This is a genomic window from Enterococcus sp., from assembly GCF_032555305.1.
Taxonomy (GTDB): domain Bacteria; phylum Bacillota; class Bacilli; order Lactobacillales; family Enterococcaceae; genus Enterococcus_A.
Genome location: NZ_JAWGOQ010000032.1, coordinates 43,584 through 64,911 on the forward strand (window position 1 = coordinate 43,584; position 21,328 = coordinate 64,911).

19 protein-coding genes are annotated in these 21,328 nt (G+C 37.1%); 15 read left to right on the top strand and 4 right to left on the bottom strand.

The features are described 5' to 3' along the window. Nucleotides 1-29: 29 nt before the first annotated feature. Nucleotides 30-908 carry an Rpn family recombination-promoting nuclease/putative transposase gene (locus E6139_RS18880; RefSeq protein WP_316405085.1) on the bottom strand — a complete coding sequence of 293 codons (879 nt, stop codon included), beginning with the start codon at nt 906-908 and terminating at the stop codon, nt 30-32. A 326-nt stretch (nt 909-1,234) separates the two neighbouring features. Between E6139_RS18880 and E6139_RS18885 the strand changes: the two genes are divergently transcribed. Further along, nucleotides 1,235-3,457 carry an alpha-galactosidase gene (locus tag E6139_RS18885; protein ID WP_316405103.1) on the top strand — a complete coding sequence of 741 codons (2,223 nt, stop codon included), beginning with the start codon at nt 1,235-1,237 and terminating at the stop codon, nt 3,455-3,457. Between the two features lie 90 nt (nt 3,458-3,547). Here E6139_RS18885 and E6139_RS18890 read toward each other — a convergent pair whose 3' ends face one another. Beyond that, nucleotides 3,548-4,417, bottom strand: a complete 870-nt coding sequence (locus E6139_RS18890) for an AraC family transcriptional regulator (RefSeq protein WP_316405086.1) — start codon at nt 4,415-4,417, stop codon at nt 3,548-3,550. A gap of 119 nt (nt 4,418-4,536) precedes the next feature. On the opposite strand from E6139_RS18890, the gene melB reads away from it, so the two are divergent. Beyond that, nucleotides 4,537-5,946, top strand: a complete 1,410-nt coding sequence (gene melB / locus E6139_RS18895) for a melibiose:sodium transporter MelB (protein WP_316405087.1) — start codon at nt 4,537-4,539, stop codon at nt 5,944-5,946. Next, a complete protein-coding gene (locus E6139_RS18900; RefSeq protein ID WP_316405088.1) occupies nt 5,927-6,562 on the top strand; it encodes a YczE/YyaS/YitT family protein in 636 nt (211 codons plus the stop codon). Before melB ends, E6139_RS18900 begins: the two co-directional genes overlap by 20 nt. A 285-nt stretch (nt 6,563-6,847) precedes the next feature. Here the strand turns inward: E6139_RS18900 and E6139_RS18905 are convergent, their stop codons facing one another. Next, entirely contained in the window at nt 6,848-7,822 is a 975-nt protein-coding gene (locus E6139_RS18905) for an AraC family transcriptional regulator (protein WP_316405089.1), read from the bottom strand. 121 nt (nt 7,823-7,943) lie between these two features. Here E6139_RS18905 and E6139_RS18910 point away from each other — a divergent pair, with 121 nt between their 5' ends. The 6 genes from E6139_RS18910 (at nt 7,944) to E6139_RS18935 (ending at nt 13,504) form a co-directional block, all read left to right on the top strand. Further along, the gene (locus E6139_RS18910) at nt 7,944-9,131 is read left to right on the top strand and encodes an MFS transporter (protein WP_316405090.1); all 1,188 of its coding nucleotides are present in this window, start codon (nt 7,944-7,946) and stop codon (nt 9,129-9,131) included. 4 nt (nt 9,132-9,135) lie between these two features. Then, nucleotides 9,136-11,775 (top strand): glycosyl hydrolase, encoded by a 2,640-nt coding sequence (locus tag E6139_RS18915; RefSeq protein ID WP_316405091.1) that lies wholly within the window; start codon nt 9,136-9,138, stop codon nt 11,773-11,775. 386 nt (nt 11,776-12,161) lie between these two features. Continuing rightward, nucleotides 12,162-12,383 (top strand): type II toxin-antitoxin system RelB family antitoxin, encoded by a 222-nt coding sequence (relB, locus tag E6139_RS18920; protein ID WP_316405092.1) that lies wholly within the window; start codon nt 12,162-12,164, stop codon nt 12,381-12,383. A 4-nt stretch (nt 12,384-12,387) separates the two neighbouring features. Further along, the gene (locus E6139_RS18925) at nt 12,388-12,666 is read left to right on the top strand and encodes a type II toxin-antitoxin system RelE/ParE family toxin (protein WP_316405093.1); all 279 of its coding nucleotides are present in this window, start codon (nt 12,388-12,390) and stop codon (nt 12,664-12,666) included. A gap of 247 nt (nt 12,667-12,913) precedes the next feature. Continuing rightward, the gene (locus E6139_RS18930) at nt 12,914-13,174 is read left to right on the top strand and encodes a hypothetical protein (RefSeq protein WP_316405094.1); all 261 of its coding nucleotides are present in this window, start codon (nt 12,914-12,916) and stop codon (nt 13,172-13,174) included. A 24-nt stretch (nt 13,175-13,198) separates the two neighbouring features. Further along, entirely contained in the window at nt 13,199-13,504 is a 306-nt protein-coding gene (locus E6139_RS18935) for a hypothetical protein (RefSeq protein WP_316405095.1), read from the top strand. 139 nt (nt 13,505-13,643) lie between these two features. On the opposite strand, the gene E6139_RS18940 is transcribed toward E6139_RS18935, so the two are convergent. Then, nucleotides 13,644-14,693: a Fic family protein gene (locus E6139_RS18940; RefSeq protein WP_316405096.1), complete on the bottom strand. Its 1,050-nt coding sequence runs from the start codon at nt 14,691-14,693 to the stop codon at nt 13,644-13,646. A 450-nt stretch (nt 14,694-15,143) separates the two neighbouring features. Here E6139_RS18940 and E6139_RS18945 point away from each other — a divergent pair, with 450 nt between their 5' ends. The 6 genes from E6139_RS18945 (at nt 15,144) to E6139_RS18970 (ending at nt 21,302) form a co-directional block, all read left to right on the top strand. Then, on the top strand, nt 15,144-15,728 hold the full coding sequence (locus E6139_RS18945; RefSeq protein WP_316405097.1) for a hypothetical protein: 585 nt from the start codon (nt 15,144-15,146) through the stop codon (nt 15,726-15,728). A gap of 292 nt (nt 15,729-16,020) precedes the next feature. Then, nucleotides 16,021-16,203 carry a type II toxin-antitoxin system RelB family antitoxin gene (relB, locus tag E6139_RS18950; protein WP_316405098.1) on the top strand — a complete coding sequence of 61 codons (183 nt, stop codon included), beginning with the start codon at nt 16,021-16,023 and terminating at the stop codon, nt 16,201-16,203. A gap of 366 nt (nt 16,204-16,569) precedes the next feature. Then, nucleotides 16,570-17,991 (top strand): Eco57I restriction-modification methylase domain-containing protein, encoded by a 1,422-nt coding sequence (locus tag E6139_RS18955; protein ID WP_316405099.1) that lies wholly within the window; start codon nt 16,570-16,572, stop codon nt 17,989-17,991. Nucleotides 17,992-18,002: 11 nt separating this feature from the next. Further along, nucleotides 18,003-20,306, top strand: a complete 2,304-nt coding sequence (locus E6139_RS18960) for a sensor histidine kinase (protein WP_316405100.1) — start codon at nt 18,003-18,005, stop codon at nt 20,304-20,306. 2 nt (nt 20,307-20,308) lie between these two features. Then, nucleotides 20,309-20,926, top strand: a complete 618-nt coding sequence (locus E6139_RS18965; protein WP_316405101.1) for a hypothetical protein — start codon at nt 20,309-20,311, stop codon at nt 20,924-20,926. Nucleotides 20,927-20,930: 4 nt separating this feature from the next. Then, nucleotides 20,931-21,302: a hypothetical protein gene (locus E6139_RS18970; RefSeq protein WP_316405102.1), complete on the top strand. Its 372-nt coding sequence runs from the start codon at nt 20,931-20,933 to the stop codon at nt 21,300-21,302. Nucleotides 21,303-21,328 lie beyond the last annotated feature (26 nt).

Below are 21,328 nucleotides of genomic sequence, written 5' to 3' on the forward strand. Positions count from 1 at the left end.
TCATTCATTGCAGGAAAATCACTGCGTTTCTATTTCTCTTTCAGCATTCTGACAAGCTCAATATCTAAACCAGTAGCTTCGGAAACTTGTTCGACAGTAAATCCCATCTTAAATAATTTAACAGCAAGTCTACGTTTTTCTTGCTCTATTCCTTTCTGCAGGCCTTTTTCTATACCCTTTTCCTGAGCCTCTTCCAATTCTGCTTCACGAATAGCTCTGGCTTTGTCGATTTTCATGATCATCTCTTTTTCCTCGCTTTCCAAAGTTAAAAAATCAGTCTTTCTTTTGGCTTCTTTGATATAGTCAGGGGCATTCTCGGTCACTTCACCAGTCTTTAGAAAATAGTGCCAGTGATAGACAGCGGTTTGTTTATCGATATTTTCGTTTTTCAAGCTGAGAAAGCATAGCGTCAACAGTTCCTTCTCATTTCTATTCACAAAAGGTCGGTACGTCTCTTCATTCAATAGATGAAATGTTTGTAGGGCTGGTTCCTTTTGATCAAATAAATGGAAATCTACGATGTTAATGCCATAAGCAGGGCGCAGGCTTGAAAAATTGCTCTTGGTTTCAGCTTCCTTGGTTTCAGTATTTCCAAAAGGGGAGCGAAACGCTTCTGCTAAGTAGAAAATCACCCGTTCATGGAAGTAGGAATGTGACTGGATCTGACACTCGATCGTCGTATGACTGCCATCTTCAGAAGTAGCTAAGATATCTACCTCCGTGCGAAGCAGAACCGTTTCATCATAGGACTTCTTGTAGCTGTCGATATGATAGGTTTTTTGGGGCTGCAGCCGCTTGAATTCAATGCCTAACAGGTCTCTCACAAACGCTTTTAGGATATGCTGGGAATCTTCTGATGTCAGCATCTTCTTCATCAATAAATCATTAGTAGGTAAATATTTCTGCATATTTTTCCGTCTTTCAGATAGCGCAAACTTTCACATCGAAAGGCTTTTTTTCGCCTATATTATAGCATGGAACGAAGCGCGCCATCAAAGTTCTTCTACACTAAAATACGCAGAACAGGGTTCTTCCTATGGGGGAACAATTTTTTTTTGCAGGTGATAATAATGTGTACGTGACATGTTGATGGTATTGGCGTCTCTTTTTTGTTTTGAGATTTAAAACCTATCTTAAACCTAACAAATTGACTGTTTTCTCCAACTGATGATACTCATAACAGAGGAAGAAAGGGGTTACAATTCTGATAGAAATGAAAAGGAGGGCATGAATGATGCCAATCAATGTTCATCAGAATGGAAAACTATTCCATCTAACTAATCAAAAAATCAGTTATTTAATCCAGGTTTTAGCAGATGGAACCTTAGGAAATCTATATTTTGGGAAAAAAGTATCTGATCGAGCGGATTTTCAACATCTGATTGAAAACGAGTATCGTCCGAATACAGCGTATGTAAATAAGGGAGAGGTTGATTTTACGCGCGAGCATCTTCGTCAAGAATATCCGGTATATGGAACAACCGATTATCGTCATCCGGCACTTTCGGTTTTGCAGGAAAATGGGAGTCGAATCACTTCTTTGAAGCTCGTTGATTACTATATTTATCAAGGAAAGGAAAAACTTGAAGGTCTGCCGGCGACCTATACAGAATCAAAAGATGAAGCGACTACGATTGTATTTACTTTGCTAGATGAGCTGATAAATCTGGAGGTCATACTAAGCTACACCATTTTTGAAAAAAAAGCCGCTGTTAGTCGGTCCGTCAAACTTATCAATAAGGGTTCTGAAAACCTTCATCTTGAACAAGTGATGAGCCTCTGTTTGGATTTACCGGATCGTGATTATGAAATGCTTCAATTATCTGGGGCATGGGGACGTGAACGATTTCCTCAATTTAGAAAGCTTGTTTCAGGTATTCAAAGCGTGGAGAGCGCTAGAGGGGCTTCCAGCCATTATCAAAATCCTTTTCTAGCGTTAAAGCGTCCTGATTGTACGGAGCAGTCAGGAGAAGTGTTGGGCTTTAGTTTCGTTTATTCGGGCAATTTTTTAGCGCAGGTAGAGGTCGACACCTATGACGTATCTCGCGTGACGATGGGGATTAATCCGTTTCAATTCAATTGGCTGCTTGAAGCTGATGAGACATTTCAAGCGCCTGAAGTGGTGATGGTTTATAGCGATGAAGGGTTGAATGGGATGAGCCAGACCTATCACAAACTGTATCGAGAACGCCTTGCTCGCGGAAACTGGCGGGATAAAGAGCGACCAGTTTTGATCAATAATTGGGAAGCAACTGGGATGGACTTTACAGAAGAAACATTGTTTGCGTTTGCCAAAACAGCGGCTGATGACGGCATTGAGCTTTTTGTCTTGGATGATGGCTGGTTTGGGGATCGCAGGCACGAACGGGCTGGACTAGGTGATTGGGTAGCAAACACAGAGTTGTTGCCAAATGGCATTACTGGCTTGGCACAAAAAATAAAGGATCTCGGTCTGTTATTCGGTCTGTGGTTTGAACCGGAGATGGTGAACGAAGACAGTGAGCTTTTTCGGAATCATCCAGAATGGATCATCAAGACGCCTGATCGCAGCGTTTCTCATGGGCGTCACCAGTACGTATTAGATTTCGGCAGACCAGAAGTGGTGGACTATATCTATCAGATGGTCGCGAAAATTTTGGATGAAGCGGAGATTCACTATGTGAAATGGGATATGAATCGTTGCATTACCGAACCTTATTCGGCCGCGTTGCCACCGGAAAGACAAGGCGAAGTTTTTCATCGATATATGCTGGGAGTCTATGACATCTATGAGCGTCTCACTACTCGGTTTCCAGAGGTTTTGTTTGAATTTTGTGCATCCGGAGGCGGCCGGTTTGACCCAGGAATGTTGCATTACTCACCACAAGGATGGACCAGTGACGACACAGATGCTGTTGAACGAATGAAGATTCAATATGGCACATCCATGGTGTATCCCTTGAGTTCTATGGGTGCGCATGTTTCCGCGATTCCCAATGAACAAACCTTCCGAGAGGTGTGCCTAAAGACGCGAGGGAATGTTGCGATATTCGGATCTTTTGGCTATGAACTGGATTTGAATAAGCTGTCTGAAAAGGAGCGGGCACTCGTTCGTGAACAGGTGGCATTTGCTAAAGAGTATCGAAAGGTTATTCAAGAGGGAACGTTTTACCGCTTGCTAAGTCCTTTTGAAGGGAATTATTGTGCTTGGATGGTGGTTTCGAAAGATCAGAAAACCGTGATCGTAGGGTACTACAAATTATTAAATGAGGTGAACGGACCATTTAAGCGATTATACTTAAAAGGATTAGAACCGGAAAAATGCTACCAACGAATGGACAATGAACAATCCTATTATGGAGATGAATTGATGAACATTGGTCTAGTAACAAGCGACACGTCTTGTGGACAGGTAATTGATGGACGAGAAACGTCGCATGATTTTGATTCGCGTCTGATTATTTTAAAAGAAAAATAGCATAAAGAAGGACTGCGCAGAAGAATGAAGTGTCTCCCAAAATTTGAGTTTTTGGAGCATTTCCGATCGGCGCGGTCCTTTTCTTGTTCGCTATTCTACGATAAATGATTTTCCGGTTTCATCGTAGCGTTGCTGCCTTTCCAGTATTTTCTTGCGATACTGAGAAGGTGTCAACGCATACTTTCGTTTGAATGCTTTCGAGAAGACGAGAGGATCGTGATAACCACTGTATTCAGCGACGATCTCAATCGAAAAGTTACTGATACTTAACAGTTCGGCTGCTCGAGTCAGACGGTATTCTGTTAGGTATTGTTGCAACGTGAGATTCATTTCCTTCCTGAAAATAGCAGATAAATAACTACGGTTCAAAGACAAAGCATGAGCCAAACTTTGCACGGTAATGTCGGCTGCGTAGTTTGACTTGATATAGTCGATTGCGTGCTGTACATGGAGATTAGCCGATTGATTCGTGGTCGCTATGTGATCTTTTGATTGCTGCAGGAGTGCTAAGAATTCGTGCAGTAGCGAAGAAAGCATGAGTTCGGAATAGATGGAGGTTTGATCCAGAAGGAATGTTTTTTCTAGAATCGTCCTGATTTTTTCCAGATGCTCAACATAAAAGACGGGGTGCTTTTGGTCAAATCCTAACCCTTCTAAATAGGATGCGGCCAAGTCACCAGTAAAGGCAGCCCAATAGTAGCTCCAAGGTTCTTCGCGGTCTGCTTGGTAAAAGGTAAGTCTGTCCGGCGGAATAATAAAGCCTTGACCAGCAGCCAATGGGTATTTTTGATTGTCGATTTGATAGACACCTTTGCCCTCGGTAATCACATGAATGATGAAATTTGGACGGACAGCTGGACCAAAGCTATGAAGCGCTCCACAGGCGGCTTTTCCTGTGAATAAGAGCTTTAGATCCTTTTGTGTATCAAAGGTATAGGTTTTTACGAATGATTTTTCCATAATGACCACCTAACATTTTCACTGTTTTTGATTACATTATACTATGTGGAATACGCTTTCACAATCGTATAATAAAGGCATAGGTAAGCGCATACCGAACCTGAAAGGAGTCACAAATAATGAAAGTCCCGTTTAGAGAAAAATACGCATTCGGTGTAGGTGCATTAGGAAAAGACGCTGTGATCTGTTTTGTAAATACCTTTCTGCTCTTTTATTACACGGATGTTTTATACCTATCCCCAGCTTTTGTTGGAACGTTGTTTTTTGGCGCTCGCGTCTGGGATGCGATCAACGACCCAGTTATGGGGATGATTATAGACAATACTCGTACAAAATTTGGGAAATTCCGTATATGGTTAGTCATCGGCACTTTGTTAAACGCGATTGTTTTTGTCTTACTGTTTACAACATTTAATCTCACTGGCAGCAGTCTCTATCTTTATTGCGGAGTCATGTATGTCATCTTTGGCATGACCTATACTGTAATGGATGTACCTTATTGGTCTTGGTTACCAAATCTGACTAGTGATCCAGAAGAAAGAGAACGTGTATCGGTTCTTCCTCGAATATTCGCTAGCTTAGCTGGCTTATTAACAGGAACTTTTGGTCTTCAAGCGGTCAATCTACTAGGAGCCGGCAATCAAATGAAAGGTTTCCAGCTTCTCGCGATTTTTATTGCGATTGCATTCATCATTTTGATTGGAATTACCGTGACAAACGTTCCAGAATCGTCTACGCTGGATCAACAAAATGCCCCGAAACTGACAATCAAAAAAGCTGTTGAAGTCATTAAAAGTAACGATCAGCTCTTGGCATTTATTGGATTACTTCTAACGTTTAACTTGTCTATGCAGATTATTAACGGTTTTATGATCTATTACTTTAAATATGTAACAGGTAATGAAGCGTTGTTCTCATTATTCTTCTTTACCATCTTCGCGGAAATGTTTGGGCTGATGCTGTTTCCGAAGATTAGTCGAAAGATCAGCCGTGAGAAAACATACATCCTAGCCTGTCTGCTTCCAGTAATCGGTCTGCTCATATTATTGACCGCCGGCTTTGTCGCTCCGAAGAGTGCGTTGTTCGCTATGAGTGCTGGCTTGATTCTAAAATTTGGCTCCGGACTATCGTTAGGAGTCACAACAGTTTCGATCGCGGATTGTATTGACTACGGAGAAGTAAAGTTTGGTACCAGAAATGAGAGCATTATCTGTTCTGCTCAAACCTTCCTGATGAAATCTTCTCAGGCCGTAGCAGGATTGTTAACTGGTGTTGGGTTATCACTGGTTGGTTATGTTCCAAATGTCGCTCAGTCAGCTACTGCTGTCCTGGGAATCCGACTATTGACTTGTGTTGTTCCGATCATCTGTGTCATTTTTAGCTATGTCATTTACAAGAAGTGGTACAAATTAAAAGGACAGCGTTTACTTGATCTATCGAAAAGGGTGAATGAGTTTCACACAAAAACAGAAAAAGCCAAAAATATAAATGAAAGTGTTCTAAAAGAAGATGTCAATTTCGAAGTATAATTTACTGATTCGTGCAGCGATCACGATACTCGGCATTTGTCTTATTAGCTTTGGTATCGCTTGGATGCGATTCAGTCAGTTTGGAACAGATCCCTTCGTCACCATGAATATTGGAATCAGTCAATTTTTTAGAGTCGATTTTGGGTTTATTCAGATGCTGTCAAATCTCGTCTTACTAGCAGTGATGGCCAAGGTGACTCCTAAGCTAATCCATTTAGGAACAGTTTTAGGAATCGTTGTTGTCGGTTACCTTTCTGATTTTTTCTTAGACTTTCTTTCCTTTCTTCCTGAAAATTTTGGATGGAGACTTTTCGCGATGGGGATCGGATTACTCCTTTGCTGTTTCGGAGTAGGGGTCTATATGTCAGCAGATTTAGGAATCTCTCCTTACGATGCATTGGGCATGGTGTTGGAAAGGAAAACGATAAGGAGCCTCGGGTACAAGGAAATTCGAATGATTACGGATATATGCTGCGTGGCGATAGGGGTTGCTCTCGGCGCACCAATCGGGATAGGGACTATTTTAACAGCATTCTGTACAGGTCCCCTAATCGATTCTTTTAAGAAATCAGTGGATACTTTTTTAAATACAAAGATATTACAAAAGACAATTTGATAAAAAGACGATGTTCCTATATAGGGCATCGTTTGTCTACTGTCTGACCCCTACCACAGGATAGGGGTTTTGTTGTATGCAGGTTAAATAGTATTGAGAATGATTTTTTTGTGAGATGGCTGATGGTATTGACGTCTCTTTTTTTGTCATTAAAAGGTGCATAAAATAGCGAGTGCTCAAAAGTTGATGGAAGCAATCTTTTGAGCACTTTTTCCTTTTGCTCATTAACTAATAGATTCACCTAAAAAAAGCCGTTTAATAGAGCATAAAAATTGAGTGAAATACTTACTTTATTAAAAGGCGATATTGCTTAGGGGTTAAGTGGAATTTTTGCTTAAACAGTCTGTAAAAATGACTTTCACTTTGATAATTGACGATCTCGGATATTTCAGCGATTGTTTTTGTCGTTCCTGTTAAATATTTTTCTGCCAGTATGAGCTTCTCATCTGTAATAAATTGAGAAATCGTTTTACCCGTTTGTTCTTTAATGTGGCGTGAAAGGTAACCTTTGCTATAGGAAAATTCTTCTGTCAAAAGTTCTAGTGAGACATTCGCTGGATCTTGTTTAATTCGAGCTAATACTTCTTGGGTAACGGTGTCCATTGCTTTAATCAAAGGGCGCTGCAGATGAACCAACTGCTCTAAAAAAATCATTAGGTAACCGAGTGCTGAATAGGAAAACGTATAATTTGCTTGGTAATATTCGGTTATTAAACGTTGTAAATAGTAATGAACATTTTCTAAATCTGATTGGTGATAAATGAGATAATCACCAAAGTTGAATAATTGATTTGTCAATGTATCAGATTGCTGAGTCGTCTTTTGAAAATCATCAAAAATTTTCGGATGGATTAATAAATTCACAACCATAGGTATTGATTCTTCACTAGGTAAACGCGAAATCAAGTGTGGAATTCCTTGATTGATTAAAAAAAGACTGCCCGATTCCATAATAAAAGGGCTGTGATCAACAACATTTAACAGCTTTCCATCAGGTAAATAAACTATCTCAATGTAATCATGGTAGTGCAAATTTGATGGGAGCTCCAAATAGTGAGAAACGATTGCAAAATGCGATTGCTCATTCAGGTCTAAATTTGAAAGGATATTCTTTAATGGCAGATGAATTTCATTCTTTTTTTGAAGTTCGCGGTAAGGATCAAATGTAGGATCAACAATAACATAAGGGCTTAAGGGCTCTTTGACCTGATCAATTCTTGGGAGCTGCTCAACAGGTCTAAAATGGTACTCATTTTTCATTTGAATCTCTCCTTTATATCATATTATCACATGTTTCGGGCAATTCATCACATTGTATCCGTTTTCTTTAGTGTTTAAACTGAATTTGTAAGTTCAATAATCACATAAAGGAGAATGCAAGATGCAAACGAGTTTAAGAATTAAAGTAGGAATATTTTCACTAAGCATGCTTTCAATGGCAACGCTTCTGATGTCACCAGTTTTAGGAGCAATCGTGGGTGCTTTTCCTGATAATGGAATCAGTCAAATTCAGATGATCCTATCTGTAGCTAATTTAACTGGAATTGTTGCGGCATTCGCTGTAGGGCGGATCGCCTTGTCAATCTCTAAACGTACTATTGCCTTGATTGGAGCAGCGGCTACCTGTATTTTTGGCATCATTCCCTATTTTTTTCACAGTCATTTGAGTATTTTAATTATTTCTTCGGGGTTGATCGGTGTGGGTGTCGGGTTCATCACGAATGTTATTCCAGGTTTAATCGCTGACTATTTTCCGGTAGAGGAACGGCAGGGGGCGATGGGAAAACAAGTTTCCTTTGTCAGTATTGGGACAATGTTTTTAATGTTTATTTCAGGAAACTTAGGTACTAGTGTTTGGTATCAATCATATTTAACCTATCTTTTTGCAGGAGTGGTCTTTGTTATTGCTTGGCTGTGCCTGCCAAAAGCTAGTAATGAAGAGAAAAAGGAACAACATGAAAAGCATTCAATAAGAGAAAGTATCAATAAGCGAGTCTTGGTTGTTGCGTTGATGGGCTTCTGTTTTATGGTGGTCAACAATGCTTTTAATAATAATATCTCTCTTTTAATCAGTGAAAACAATCTCGGCGGAAGTGATATTTCAGGAATGGTTACGATGTTAGCCCAATTGGGTGGATTAATTACAGGGCTTTGTGTCGGAAAAATTTCTAAAATGGTGAAATCACATATGGTGGCATTTGCTTTTGTAATTGAAGGAGTATCATTGCTTGTTTTAGCTGTTGCAGGTAATTTACCACTGGCAATCATCGGTAGTTTTTTATCTGGATCTGGTCAAGCGTTATTCTTTTCCCAAGCCCCCTTTTTAATCACTATTTTGGTTCATCCGATGCTGATACCTATGGGAATGGCCGTATTGTCAACAGCAAATTCTATTGGTGGTTTTTTAAGTCCTGCGATTATCAATCTTATCAATCAAACAGTGATCGGTTCGACTGCCTCAGGAGCGATGCTCGTAGGTGGTGTGATTTCGTTTATCGTTGCGGCTGGAGCCGTTGTTTCAAATTTTCAGAAGAAAAGCATGAACTCGTTAGAGCAAAAGAAGGTGTGAAGTGATGAAGACATTGAAAGAGAAATTTATGACCCCCTCAAATGAAAGTCGTCCAAGATTAAGGTACTGGTGGCCTGGTGGCTATGTGGCACATCATCTAGAGGAATTAGATCAAGAGATGAAGGATATCGCAGAGGCTGGATTTGGCGGAGTTGAGATTTCTGATGTATATGATGCAATAGCTGAAGAAGACGCTCAGGTTTTAACACCTGAGAAGTATGGATTTACTAGTGATAATTGGCGTATTTCAGTGAAGCAGGCAATGAAATCTGCTAAAAAATATGGGTTAAAGGTTGATTTGACTGTTGGTCCTCACTGGCCGGCATCGACAAATGAGGCCGATCCAAATGATCTCGGTACAGCCAAGGAACTAGTATATGGTACGTATTCATTTTCAGATAGTATTTCTGAAGGTATCTCTATTGAAACGCTATGTCCTCCCCATTACTTGACAACGGATAAAAAAATCAACGGGGAAAAAATCAATAATAAGCTGATCGCTGTTTATCTTGCTGAGCATGTTGCACATAAGGAGGTCGAGATGCCGCCGGCGGTACCTTGGGAAGAGACCTATAGGGTGATTAGCGATGACATTCCATTTGATTCATTGGTGGAAATTACAGGTAAGATTAGTGAAGGAAGATTAGTCGAATCGGTTGTTTCTCCTCATTCCGAGAGTATTCTTATTGCGATTTATGAAAGAGGCACTGGTCAACGAGTAAATATGTTTTCGATGGGGAGTGCAAATCGACCAGATGTGATGGCACCTTATGCGTATGTTGTCGATCATTTTTCCCCTGACGGCGCGTCACTCGTCCAATCACTATGGGAAAAGAACTTCTTGTTTGATTCAGAATTTCAGGAGCTGTTATCAGAAGTAGGTGATTGCTTCTTTGAAGATTCATTAGAACTACAATCAGTAGGGCACTGGACCCACAATATGTTGCAGGAGTTCAAAACTAGAAAAGGGTATGATATTCGTCCATTTTTACCGTTTGTTTTGGGGATAAATCAAGACAAAGGATTAGGAATTGAACGTTCATGCTTTCAGCCGGAAAAAGAAAAGGAAGAGTCTGTGGGAGAGTTACGGCATGATTATTTTGAAGTTTTAAACCAGCTCTATCAAGAGTATCATTTAGCACCTTTGAAGAAATGGGCAAACTCATTGGGATTGAACTACCGAGCTCAACCCTATGGCTGGGCGATTGATTCTGCTTCTGCGTCCACGAAGCTAGATGTAGTAGAGGGAGAATCTTTAGGCTTCGGTGAGGATGGAAATGATGCTTTTCGAATGCTAGCCGCTGGACGTGATTTCGGCGCTAGTAAAATTCTATCTGATGAAGCCGGCGCCTACCTTTTTCAAGGATATGCAACGTCGTTAGAACAATTGTTTGAAACGCTACACAAAAATTATATGGCGGGTGTCAATCAAACCTATTGGCACGGTTTTCCTTTCAAATTTGCCCCTGGTGCTAGATGGCCTGGCTTTTCTGCCTTCAATCCTATGTTGGGTGGCCGAGGATTTGCTGAGCCTTGGGGTCCACGGCAGCCAATCTGGAATCACCTATACTCTTATACAACATACTTGGGACGTCTGCATGAAATTTTGAGATGGGGCAAAAATGAGCTGGATGTCTTGGTCTATCAGTCAGGTCATAATGCCAGTGAAAACAAGCAAGTGAAGGTAGGAAATCCATTAACTCAACGAGGATATCGTTATCAAGTCATGACCGAGGGCTTATTTTCTGAACCGGTCAAAATTGAGAATCATCTGCTAGTAACAAAAGGTGCAGAATATCGCAGTCTACTAATTCCCGAAGATGAGTATCTTACAAAAGATGTTCGCAGAACACTCAAAGATTGGCAAGATAGAGGGCTGAAGGTCGTTTTCCAGAAATCTGAGAATTTGCGTGAGCTAGTTGATGTTCTTGGGGAATCAGAGGTTGCGAATGAATCTGGAAATTTACTCACTTATCAACGAGCAAACGATCAGCATAGATTTGTTGTGTGCTATAACCAAGGGGAAGAGCCGCTTTCACTTTCAAAGCTCTTCCAAACCTATAATCTTCGTGAATGGTACTTATGGAAAGGTGAAGTTGACACTGTCAATGAGTATCAATTATTGGCTAAGGAATGCCGTGTTTTTGAAATTCTTAAAACAGGAGAAACGGAGATTCCAGATGTTCCGATTCCTCAAACCTTGTCATTAAAAAAATCCGCATGGTCATTCAGTCTTGAAAGCTGGGAGATGGACGCTGCTGAAACATTAGAGATTAATAAGGTTACTAAACAACAGCAGCTAACAGAACTGAACTATTGGAATGAATTATCAGATTTTGAAAATCTTTCAGGAATTGGCACCTATCGTCTTACCCTCTCGCTAGAAGGGAAGAAGCCAAGAAAAATCCGCATTGTAAATGCAAAGGGCAGTTTAATTGTGAGAATGAATGGGTATCCTCTATCAGGAAACCCGTTTACAGGTGAGTATTATGTGGATAAGCAAGCACTTGCTGAAACAATTAAATTAGAAATTGTCGTCGGCAGCACATTGAACAATTACTTGAACGACTCTCCGCTAGCCGATTATTATGGACAGTATCAATCACAGAATTATGGTATTGAGGACGTTGAAGTCGATTATTAAAGCATTCTATTTACTGAAAAGCCTGATCATTAGAAAGCATGGTCAGGCTTTTTAGTGCTTGTTTTGTTTTCATTTGTTGCAAAAAGGGTCCTTTTCTTGAAAAATTGACTAAAATACGTGAACTTGTCCAGTCCTGCTTTCAGTAAGAATTTATTGATAGAGAGATTCGAATACTAGAAACGATCCTTTGCATAGCAGATTCAACATTTATTTGATAGCTCACAGGGAGCCATGAATTGAGAGAAATTTATGACAATTTGATAGTTGCTCGGTCTCCCTGCTGGAATGTCTGAAAGTCAGCATGAATTAGAAAGATATAAAGAAGACATGAAACTAAAAATCGTTATACATATGTATAATAGAATTATCGAGAAGGAGGAATTCCCATGCCTGTTATTCCAGTAAGAGTAAGTGATGAAGAAATGGAGATACTCAAAGCACTCGCTAAATTTGAAAATGTCTCTGTGTCAGCTTTGATGCGAAACACCACGTTTGAAAAGTTAGAAGACCAATATGATATTAAAATTGCTGAACAAGCCCTGAAAGAACACCAAAAAGATCCAAGTACAACGTCACTAAAAGATGTCATGAAACAATACGGTCTGTAGGATGATGGCAAAAGAATACTCAGTCGAATTAATCAAGAGATTTCTAAAGGATTTGAAAAAAATCGACAAGTTCTCAGCGAAACTAATATTGAAGTGGTTGGACAAGAATATCGAAGACTTAGACAATCCGAGATTACGAGGGAAGGGATTAGTCGGTAACAAAAAAGTGATTCGGCATTATCGCGTAGGAAACTATCGTGTGTTGTGTGAGATTGATGATGATAAATTAATTGTACTCGCTCTAACAGCAGGGCGTAGAAAGCAGGTTTACGAAAAGGAATGAAGCCCTTGTCACAGGACAGGGGTCTTTGTTGTGTGTAGGTGAAATAATGTTGAGAAGGATTTTTTGTGAGATGTCTGATGGTATTGGCGTCTCTTTTTTTGTTCTTGAGTTCATATAAAACAAGTCATTTTAATTAAAAATAGATCGTAATTGGGGTTTTTATTTCGTGAAATCAGCTAGTCCCCATCGATCGCCTCATTGTATAATAATGACGGTAAAAACAGATGTTGTTAAGGAGGATGAAAAGGTGACGGTAGAGTATCAAAAAACACGATTATCTTTTGGCGGGTATCGACCTGAACGTGCGATTTGGATCACATTGTTGAACGGTCATAGGGCAGTAAAAGTCAATGTATTGGATCGAGATGGAAACGTTTTATATAGAGTTGAACAAAAAAGTGATGCCGATGGACCGATCCACAGTAAGATTACTTACGAATCACTAACTGAAGAACAAAAAGAAGATATTCAACAAATTCTTGAAAAAAATGAGCCTCACTACGGCTAGGATGATGAAGAAATAGAAGAGGCATTGAGGTATTTTGGCTATGAAATCGCGAGCTTAGATGAATTAGTGAGACATACGCGAAAACATAATGAGATTGTGGTCGATTACGACATTTACTCAAGCTATGCAGAAGATGAAGAAGGTAATGAAATCAACGATCTGTCTGATATAGATTATTATGATGTAGGTACGACAACCAAAGCGGAAATCGAAAACAAGCTGGTTCAAAAACTTCTGAACCATAAGGAATGGGATACGATCGAAATGAATATCATAGAAAACGGTCATTTTGATCATTATCTGCTGGAGTTTGAAGAGCGGGATGAGTGAAATTTTTGGGTGGAAGGCTTCTAATGGCTGATTGACTGTTTTTAGCCAGGAATATCGAACAAAGCCTATTTATCTGACTCAGAATAAAAATATCTACCCCAAAACAGCTGAGTTGAGGTAGAAAAAAATTATTGAGGTATTAACTTTTACTGATGTATGCGGTAGAGCGGCCAGCGCCAATTTTTTGGATACGTTCTGATTTTACTAAATCAGTCAATCTTCTTTCGATTGTTTTCTGGCTTAGCTCAGGTGCTAGAATAACGATATCAGCTTTAGAAAGAGGCGTTAGCGAGTGAGTGATAATTTCCAAAATCCTATCACTTGAGGAGATTGTGATGTTGTGTGTGATTTTAAAACGAGTTTCAAATTCACGATAAGCTTTTAAGATAATTCCCAGAATGTATTGTAAAAATGGTAAATAATCTTGTTTGTTCTCTAACCATCCAATTGAACTGTCATGCAAGGCTTCGTAGTAAGTCGTTTTTGTTCGTTCAATCAACATTTCAATAGAGATGAAGCGACCTACAAGGTAATTATTTTGATAAAGAAGAAGTAAGGTAAGCAGCCTGCTCATCTGCCCATTTCCATCCCTGAAAGGATGTATAGATAGAAAATCGAGAATAAAACATGGAATTAATATGAGAGGATCAATGTTCCCCTTCTCCATTTCCATAGTATATTGTTCGATTAACTCTTCTATTAGCTGTGGTGTTTGAAAAGCTGAAGCAGGTTGAAATCTTACAAATTCTTCGCCATTGCTATCTTTCTCAGTAATCACATTGTCGGATTGTTTCCAATTTCCACTACGTGATTCGGGCAGGTAGCTATATAGCTCTTTGTGAAGCTGTAAAATATGATTTGAACTAATAGTGATATATTGATAACTCTCATGAATCATTTTTAGCACGTCACGATAACCCGTGATTTCTTTTTCATTTTTTGAATGAGGCTTAGTTTTATTTTTAACGAGCTCTCTAAGTCGTTTATCACTTGTAAATATACCTTCAATCTTATTGGACGCATCGGTACTTTGAATCAACGCTAAATCTTGTAACTTCTCTAGGACGTCGGGTTTTGATTCAAGATATAATTCTTGTTTTCCACGATATTCATGAATTGCTGTCAGCAAATTGACAATATCTACATTTAGAGCAGAGACTTCTAGTTCAGCATAATTGAACAGTTTCATTTTTCTACCCCACTTTCCATTTTTTCTACCCCAATTATAGCATTTTGAGGTAGAAAAAGTCAAAATGGGGTAGAAAATAGTCGTTTCTGCCAAGCACCGTGGTGATGGACCGACCCTCACGATGCTAGTGCAACGCGAATCAGTGAGCGTCACAGAACCAGCGCCCAATGTCTTCTTATGATGAACTAGAGTACGAATATCCGTGTAGGCTTAAAGTAACGATTAATAACAAAACCTTAAAAGCATGGATACTTCCTTTAGAAATATTAATCTCAAATAAATAGCAGAAGCGATTTTATGAGAAAGAGATTCATGGGTTTACTATTCTTGTTGTCTTCATTCTTTTATAATAGATTTATGAAAACGAACGCAAAGAGTGTTCTTTTGACTTGACCGCTTAGTTACCGAGGAAAAACAAGTTATAATGGATACTGGATAGTAGGTGATGGTATGAGAAAATACACAATAGCAAAGGTAATTAGTATTGATAATAGAGTACCCATGGGCGCATCTAAGGCCTATTATGGTCATAGTGTGATTTTTCAAGATATTTCTAGCGGCACCCTTTTACAATGGGATACGAAAACGAATTTGAAATACGAAAAAGATGAGATTATCAATTTTACCTATGATGAATTAGATCAAGTAACACCTATGAACCTGTTCAACGAGGATGAGGAAAGAGTCGCCATCTCAAATCCAAGAAAAGTCCAGTCCTTGGACTTGCTGCTAGGTAGAAACCCTGTTCAAACACGGACCGACTATTTCTTTGTTACGAGTGTTCGAACCATAGGAGAGAAGTCTTATGTGGTGCTGGTTGACAGCTATTTAGATCAAGCATTATTTGAAACAGAGGAACCAGAAAGCTTTAAAAAAGGGAACGTTGTCAAGCTTAGGTATAAACAAACAACAAGTGCCACTGAGGCAGACGTGACAGAAGAGGACTTACAGCATGTTGTTTATTATTTAGTGGATGTTGAAGTGAAATACAATGTAAGCAATGAGAGAAATGTGAAGTTGAAAGACCGTAGATAAAAGGGCGTAAGACTTGTGAGAATAGGTATTTTTGAAAAGGATTTTTTGGTAAAGGTTTAGTAGGGGAAGAATGGTCAACATAGGATAGATTTGAGAATGATGTTCTTGGGGAAATTTAAAACTGAATGATTTTTTTGAGATGACTGATGGTATAGGCGTCTCTTTTTTGTTTGGAGAATTGACTGCTTATTCGTAACCGGACGATGACCATAGAGAGAATGTGATGCATGTATATAACAGAATTATGGAGAAGGAGGAATTACCATGCCTGTTATTCCAATAAGAGTAAGTGATGACGAAATGGAAAATGCTGAAAGAATTCGCTAAATTTGAAAATATTTCTGTTTCAGTTTTGATACGAAACGCCACGTTTGAAAAACTAGAAGACCAATATGATATTAAAGTTGATGAACAGTCCCTGAAAGAACACCCAAAAGACTCAGGTACAATGTCACTAAAAGATGCTATGAAGTAATACGGTCTGTAGGATTATGGCAAAAGAATACTCAGTCGAATTAACCAAGAGATTTCTAAAGGATTTGAAAAAATCGACAAGTTCTCAATGAAACTCATATTGAAGTGGTTGGATAAGAATATCCAAAGCTCAGACAATCCGAGATTAGAGGAGAAAATCGAAATCAGTGTGATAAGTTAATATTGAAATTTTTTTGGATTCATAAGTGCAAAAAATTCGAATATCTTACCCCTCTACATTCTGATATAATTATAAGCGAATATTTCACTTTGTGGATTTTTACTATAATACATATTTGAAATTCTAAAATTTGAGTAAGGCTTGTTTGAGTAAGAAGAAGTTTATGAGCCAAGGATAGGAAAACGCATGATAGATAAATGTAAAGTTTTTACACCGAAAGATATTGTTAAGAGTATGTTAGATGTCATTGACTATAATAAGGACTTATTTGGCAAAAGGGTTCTAGAAAATTCATGTGGAGACGGTAATTTTTTAGTACAAATAGTTGATAGATACATTTTAGATTGTAAAAAGCAAAATTTAAATGTTGACGAAATTTCTCTTGGTTTAGAGCGCGATATTGTTGGAGTAGAGTTAGATCCATTTCACGTTAAAAATTGCATAGAAAATCTTAATAAAGTTGCAGAAGTATATGGAATTATAAATGTAAATTGGAATATTATTCAGGGAGATAAATTAAAGTTTTCATTTTTAGAAAAATTTGATTACGTAATTGGTAACCCTCCTTATATTAATTACACTGAACTTCCTGTAGCTGAAAGAAGCTATATCAGAGAAAGCTTCTTTTCTTGTAGGAAAGGCAAACCAGACTACTATTACGCGTTTACAGAGGATGCATTAAATTCTCTTAATGACTCTGGGAAAATGATTTATCTAATTCCTAATAACTTTTTCAAAAATAGATTTGGAAATAGTTTAAGAAGTCTAATTTTCCAAAATTTAAAGAGTATTATTAATTACACTGGAGCAAATCTATTTGAAAAAAGAATGACATCTTCAGCAGTTATTTTAGTAGATAAACAGTTTAGAAAAGAATATTTTGAGTATACAGATATGAAATTGAGTAATGAAGTGAAAATTAAGAGAAAAGGTTTTGAAGTTGAAAATAAATGGGTTTTTGACGACTTTTTTGATGAACGTTTAGGTATTAGGTTTGGTGATTTATTTAAAGTAGCTCATGGAGTAGCCACTTTAAGAAATAATATTTTTGTGATAAATCCTATAAGTGAAGATGGAAATTATTGGTACCTTGCGGACAATAAAGTGATTGAAAAAAGTATTACAAGAAAAGCGATAAAACCTGCTTATATAGGGAATGATGAAAAAGTTGAATATATTATTTATCCCTACAAGCAAGTCAAAAGTGAAGTGCTTCCAATTTGTGAATCTGATTTAAAAGAATACTATAAAAATACTTATAGTTACTTGTTAGACAATAAACATGAATTACTGAAAAGAAAATCAGATTCATCTGCAAGTTGGTTTTGTTATGGTAGATCTCAGGCTTTAGCCCATCTTGATCACGATAAGATTATTATGGGGTTGATAATATCTGACAGAGTTAGAATGGGTATTTTTGAGAGAGAGGATATACCTTATTCAGGTGTTTATATCACTTCTTTGCATCCCCAGACTTATAGTCTTGAGTTTGCCCTAACTGAATTGAATTCAAAAAAATTTTATGACTATGTAAAAAAAATAGGAATATCTTCAAACGGAACCTCATATAGAATCACCTCTGAAGATATAAATAACTACATTATTTGAGGAGGAGTTAAATGGAAAACTTAAAATATGTAATTGAAGATGAAAAGATTGCTGAACTTTTGGGTATAGGAAATTTTAGCAATAAGGAATCAGCAGTGTTGGAATTAGTCAAAAATGCTTATGATGCTGGAGCAAACTTTATTAATATTGATTTCAAAAAAGATTCTGGTGGCAAACTAATAATTTGTATTCAGGATGATGGAAGAGGTATGAATGAGGACGACATAACTAATAAATGGATGCATGTAGGGAAAAGTAACAAAAATTACTTGGTATCACAATCGAGTCAAGAATCTATTAAATATAAAAAAAGAGCAGTTAGGTTTAGAAGTAATATCAATAAGGAGAAAATTGTAGGGTTTAAAAATACACGAATAACAGCTGGATCTAAGGGGATTGGTAGATTTGCTCTAGCTCGCTTGTCAAAAGAGACAACAATGCATACAAAAAATAAATCTGATGAAACAATAAAATGGTATACAAATTGGAAAGAAACTAATATTTATAATGATATAAAAGAGTCAGATAAAATTAAGAATAATGGGACTATATTTGTTTTATCAGAACTAAGGGATACTTGGGATGAAAGTTCAATAATTATTTTAAAAGAGTTTCTTTCCAGATCTTATGATGGCAAACAATTTTCCATCAATTTGACCTATGGCGGTGTTTCATATCCGGTAAAAGCCATTTTTAGTGAACCTAGACTAGGGGTAAATTACACTTCAAGGATTGATTTTAAGTATAATTCCAAGTCCAATGAAATTCATTTAGGGATTATTTGTGATGAATTCGATGCTAAGTCAGAAGAAATCATAGGATATAAGTCGTTTCCTATTGTAGAAAAAAGTGTTATTAAGGCCAAAGAATATTTTGAAACTACCTCCATTTATAAAACAAGAAAAAAAGATATCTATGGAGAAATGCTGCCTCAATTTATGGAAAGAATAGGCGATTTTTCTGGCACTTTCTTTTTTAGTTTACAGAATATTTCTAGAATTGATAAAGAACGTTTTTTTTACAAACATAATGCCTTGAGAAAGAGATATAAGCAAGGGATAATTTTATATAGAAATGCTTTTAGTATATCTTCATACGATGGAAGCAAAGACTGGATTAAACTAGCACAAAGAGCAAGTGAATCTACGGCTGCTGCCTCTCACCCAAGAGGGAAATGGAGAGTAAGTCCTACTCAACTATCAGGAACAGTTTTGATTGATAAAAAAAGAAATAAGCATTTGAAAGATTTATCTAATAGACAAGGACTTGATGAGAACGCTTACTATCATCTTATGATTGATTTGATTTCCATAGCACTATCAAATTTCGAAGAGTTCAGACAAGGAATAATTAGGAAATTGAAAGTCCATAGTGATAACCAAGTTGAACAAGTTCAAGATGAGAAAAAAGAGAGCCTAAAAACAATTATTAAGAATCCTGAGAAAATTTTAGATCTGAAAAAAAATGAGTTGGTAAAAGTCGCTAAAGATTTCTCTAAATATAGTTATAATTCTTCTATTATTGAGAAAAGTAGCAAAGAAAAGGAAGAACAGTATAGGTATGAGATAAGACTTTTGAATGTACTAGCGACTTCTGGGTTAAAAGCAATGTCAGTGGCTCATGAACTAGATAACAAAAGAAATAATCTAGCCACTAATTATGATCATATAGTCAAAGCGTTGATGAAGTATGATATGTGGAAAGACTTGAACTCAAGCAGATGTCAAAGAAGATCTCATAATAACGTTCCTAGATTATTGAGTAAGAATAAAGAAACTAACAATAAGTTGCTGAGATTTTTAGATACCATTCTTGAGGAAGTAGAGATTGAGTTTTTTGATATTGAGAAAATGAATATTGAATTATTCTTGAACAAAATTGTTACTAAGTGGAATATCGAATATCCTTCTTTAAAGAATATCTCTTTAAAAAAATATGGAGATGAAGACGATTTTTGTGTCTCTAAAGATGCAGTGAATGTAATTTTAGATAATTTGATATTAAATTCAATTCAACAAAATGAAAAAGGGATAGAGAAGCTAGAGATAGAAGTTTCTTTTGAAATAGTAGATGATGCATTTTCGATCAAATATTCTGATAATGGTGTAGGATTAAGTGAAAAATTTATTAATTCTCCTTTCAAAATTCTGGAGCCACATGAATCAACTAGAGATAAAGGACATGGGCTTGGAATGTGGCTGGTGAACAGCTCCGTACTCTCAACAGATGGAACTGTTAATAATATTGATGGACATAATGGTTTTTTATTTGAATGTGTGTTGTATGAACAAGAAGAAAAAAAAGGGAGTGAATAGAATTGAAAGATAAAAATGAAATAAAACTGCTTTATATAGATGACCAAGTGGAAGATGCTTTGTCAGAATATTTGGAGAATTTAGAATATAGAATTCCCAATTTAAAGACTCAAGATAGAGAATTTGAATCAAAAACAAATTATCTTGATCTTCTTGGGTGCTCTGATCTGACTGAGTCTAATATTCTATTGATAGACTCTAGGCTCTTTGAAGAATCTGATTTGGATTTACAGGAAAGGTTCACAGGGGAAGAGTTCAAGCTGATTATAAAGAAAGAATATCCCTTTATCGAAGTTTTAATAATCTCACAAAATCCTGATTGTCTAAATCTTGGTTTTATTCCGAAATTTAATTCTAGGTTACAAAGACATTCTGAAATAAATGCTGAAAAACACTATGATAAAGTCTTATTGACTGAAATTAAAAAAGCAATGTTAAAAGTAAAGCAGAATCAAAAAATATTGGATAAACTAAAAAATAATGAAACATTAGATGAGAATGTGAGAGATATGATTGATAACTCTGTTCACGGGATCGATGAGTATAAAACAATGAATTCGGAAGATATTGATAAGTTAGTAGCTGGGTTCAAAAAAATTGAAGAACTGCTCGAGGAGTAACAAGATGGTAGACAGAATAGAAGATTATAGATGTACTAAATATAACGAAAGATTACGGAATACGGATAGAAAAAAGGAGGACTTGAGGGATAAAATAGTTAGTGGATCAAAATATGATAATATGAAAAATGCTGTCACTAATAATGAACAGTATAAGGAGATTTTTTTCGAAATATATAACACAAAATGTTCGTATTGTGGCGTGGATATTTCACTAGTATCTTCAGATGATTTTGAAGTTGATCATTTCATATGCGAGTCTTTTTGTAAGAAACATAATATTTATGCACATGATTTAGACAATTGTTTGTGGCAAGATAAAGGTACATACAATTGCAACGCAAAAGTACACAACTTAGCAAGCAGCGTAGAATAAAAAAGCCATTGCGAGCGACCTGAAAT

Excerpts from the sequence above, each read along its gene's own strand:
- E6139_RS18880 (WP_316405085.1), bottom strand. The coding sequence starts at position 908 with ATGCAGAAATATTTACCTACTAATGATTTATTGATGAAGAAGATGCTG.
- E6139_RS18885 (WP_316405103.1), top strand. The coding sequence starts at position 1,235 with ATGCCAATCAATGTTCATCAGAATGGAAAACTATTCCATCTAACTAAT.
- E6139_RS18890 (WP_316405086.1), bottom strand. The coding sequence starts at position 4,417 with ATGGAAAAATCATTCGTAAAAACCTATACCTTTGATACACAAAAGGAT.
- melB (WP_316405087.1), top strand. The coding sequence starts at position 4,537 with ATGAAAGTCCCGTTTAGAGAAAAATACGCATTCGGTGTAGGTGCATTA.
- E6139_RS18900 (WP_316405088.1), top strand. The coding sequence starts at position 5,927 with ATGTCAATTTCGAAGTATAATTTACTGATTCGTGCAGCGATCACGATA.
- E6139_RS18905 (WP_316405089.1), bottom strand. The coding sequence starts at position 7,822 with ATGAAAAATGAGTACCATTTTAGACCTGTTGAGCAGCTCCCAAGAATT.
- E6139_RS18910 (WP_316405090.1), top strand. The coding sequence starts at position 7,944 with ATGCAAACGAGTTTAAGAATTAAAGTAGGAATATTTTCACTAAGCATG.
- E6139_RS18915 (WP_316405091.1), top strand. The coding sequence starts at position 9,136 with ATGAAGACATTGAAAGAGAAATTTATGACCCCCTCAAATGAAAGTCGT.
- relB (WP_316405092.1), top strand. The coding sequence starts at position 12,162 with ATGCCTGTTATTCCAGTAAGAGTAAGTGATGAAGAAATGGAGATACTC.
- E6139_RS18925 (WP_316405093.1), top strand. The coding sequence starts at position 12,388 with ATGGCAAAAGAATACTCAGTCGAATTAATCAAGAGATTTCTAAAGGAT.
- E6139_RS18940 (WP_316405096.1), bottom strand. The coding sequence starts at position 14,693 with ATGAAACTGTTCAATTATGCTGAACTAGAAGTCTCTGCTCTAAATGTA.
- E6139_RS18945 (WP_316405097.1), top strand. The coding sequence starts at position 15,144 with ATGAGAAAATACACAATAGCAAAGGTAATTAGTATTGATAATAGAGTA.
- relB (WP_316405098.1), top strand. The coding sequence starts at position 16,021 with ATGACGAAATGGAAAATGCTGAAAGAATTCGCTAAATTTGAAAATATT.
- E6139_RS18955 (WP_316405099.1), top strand. The coding sequence starts at position 16,570 with ATGATAGATAAATGTAAAGTTTTTACACCGAAAGATATTGTTAAGAGT.
- E6139_RS18960 (WP_316405100.1), top strand. The coding sequence starts at position 18,003 with ATGGAAAACTTAAAATATGTAATTGAAGATGAAAAGATTGCTGAACTT.
- E6139_RS18970 (WP_316405102.1), top strand. The coding sequence starts at position 20,931 with ATGGTAGACAGAATAGAAGATTATAGATGTACTAAATATAACGAAAGA.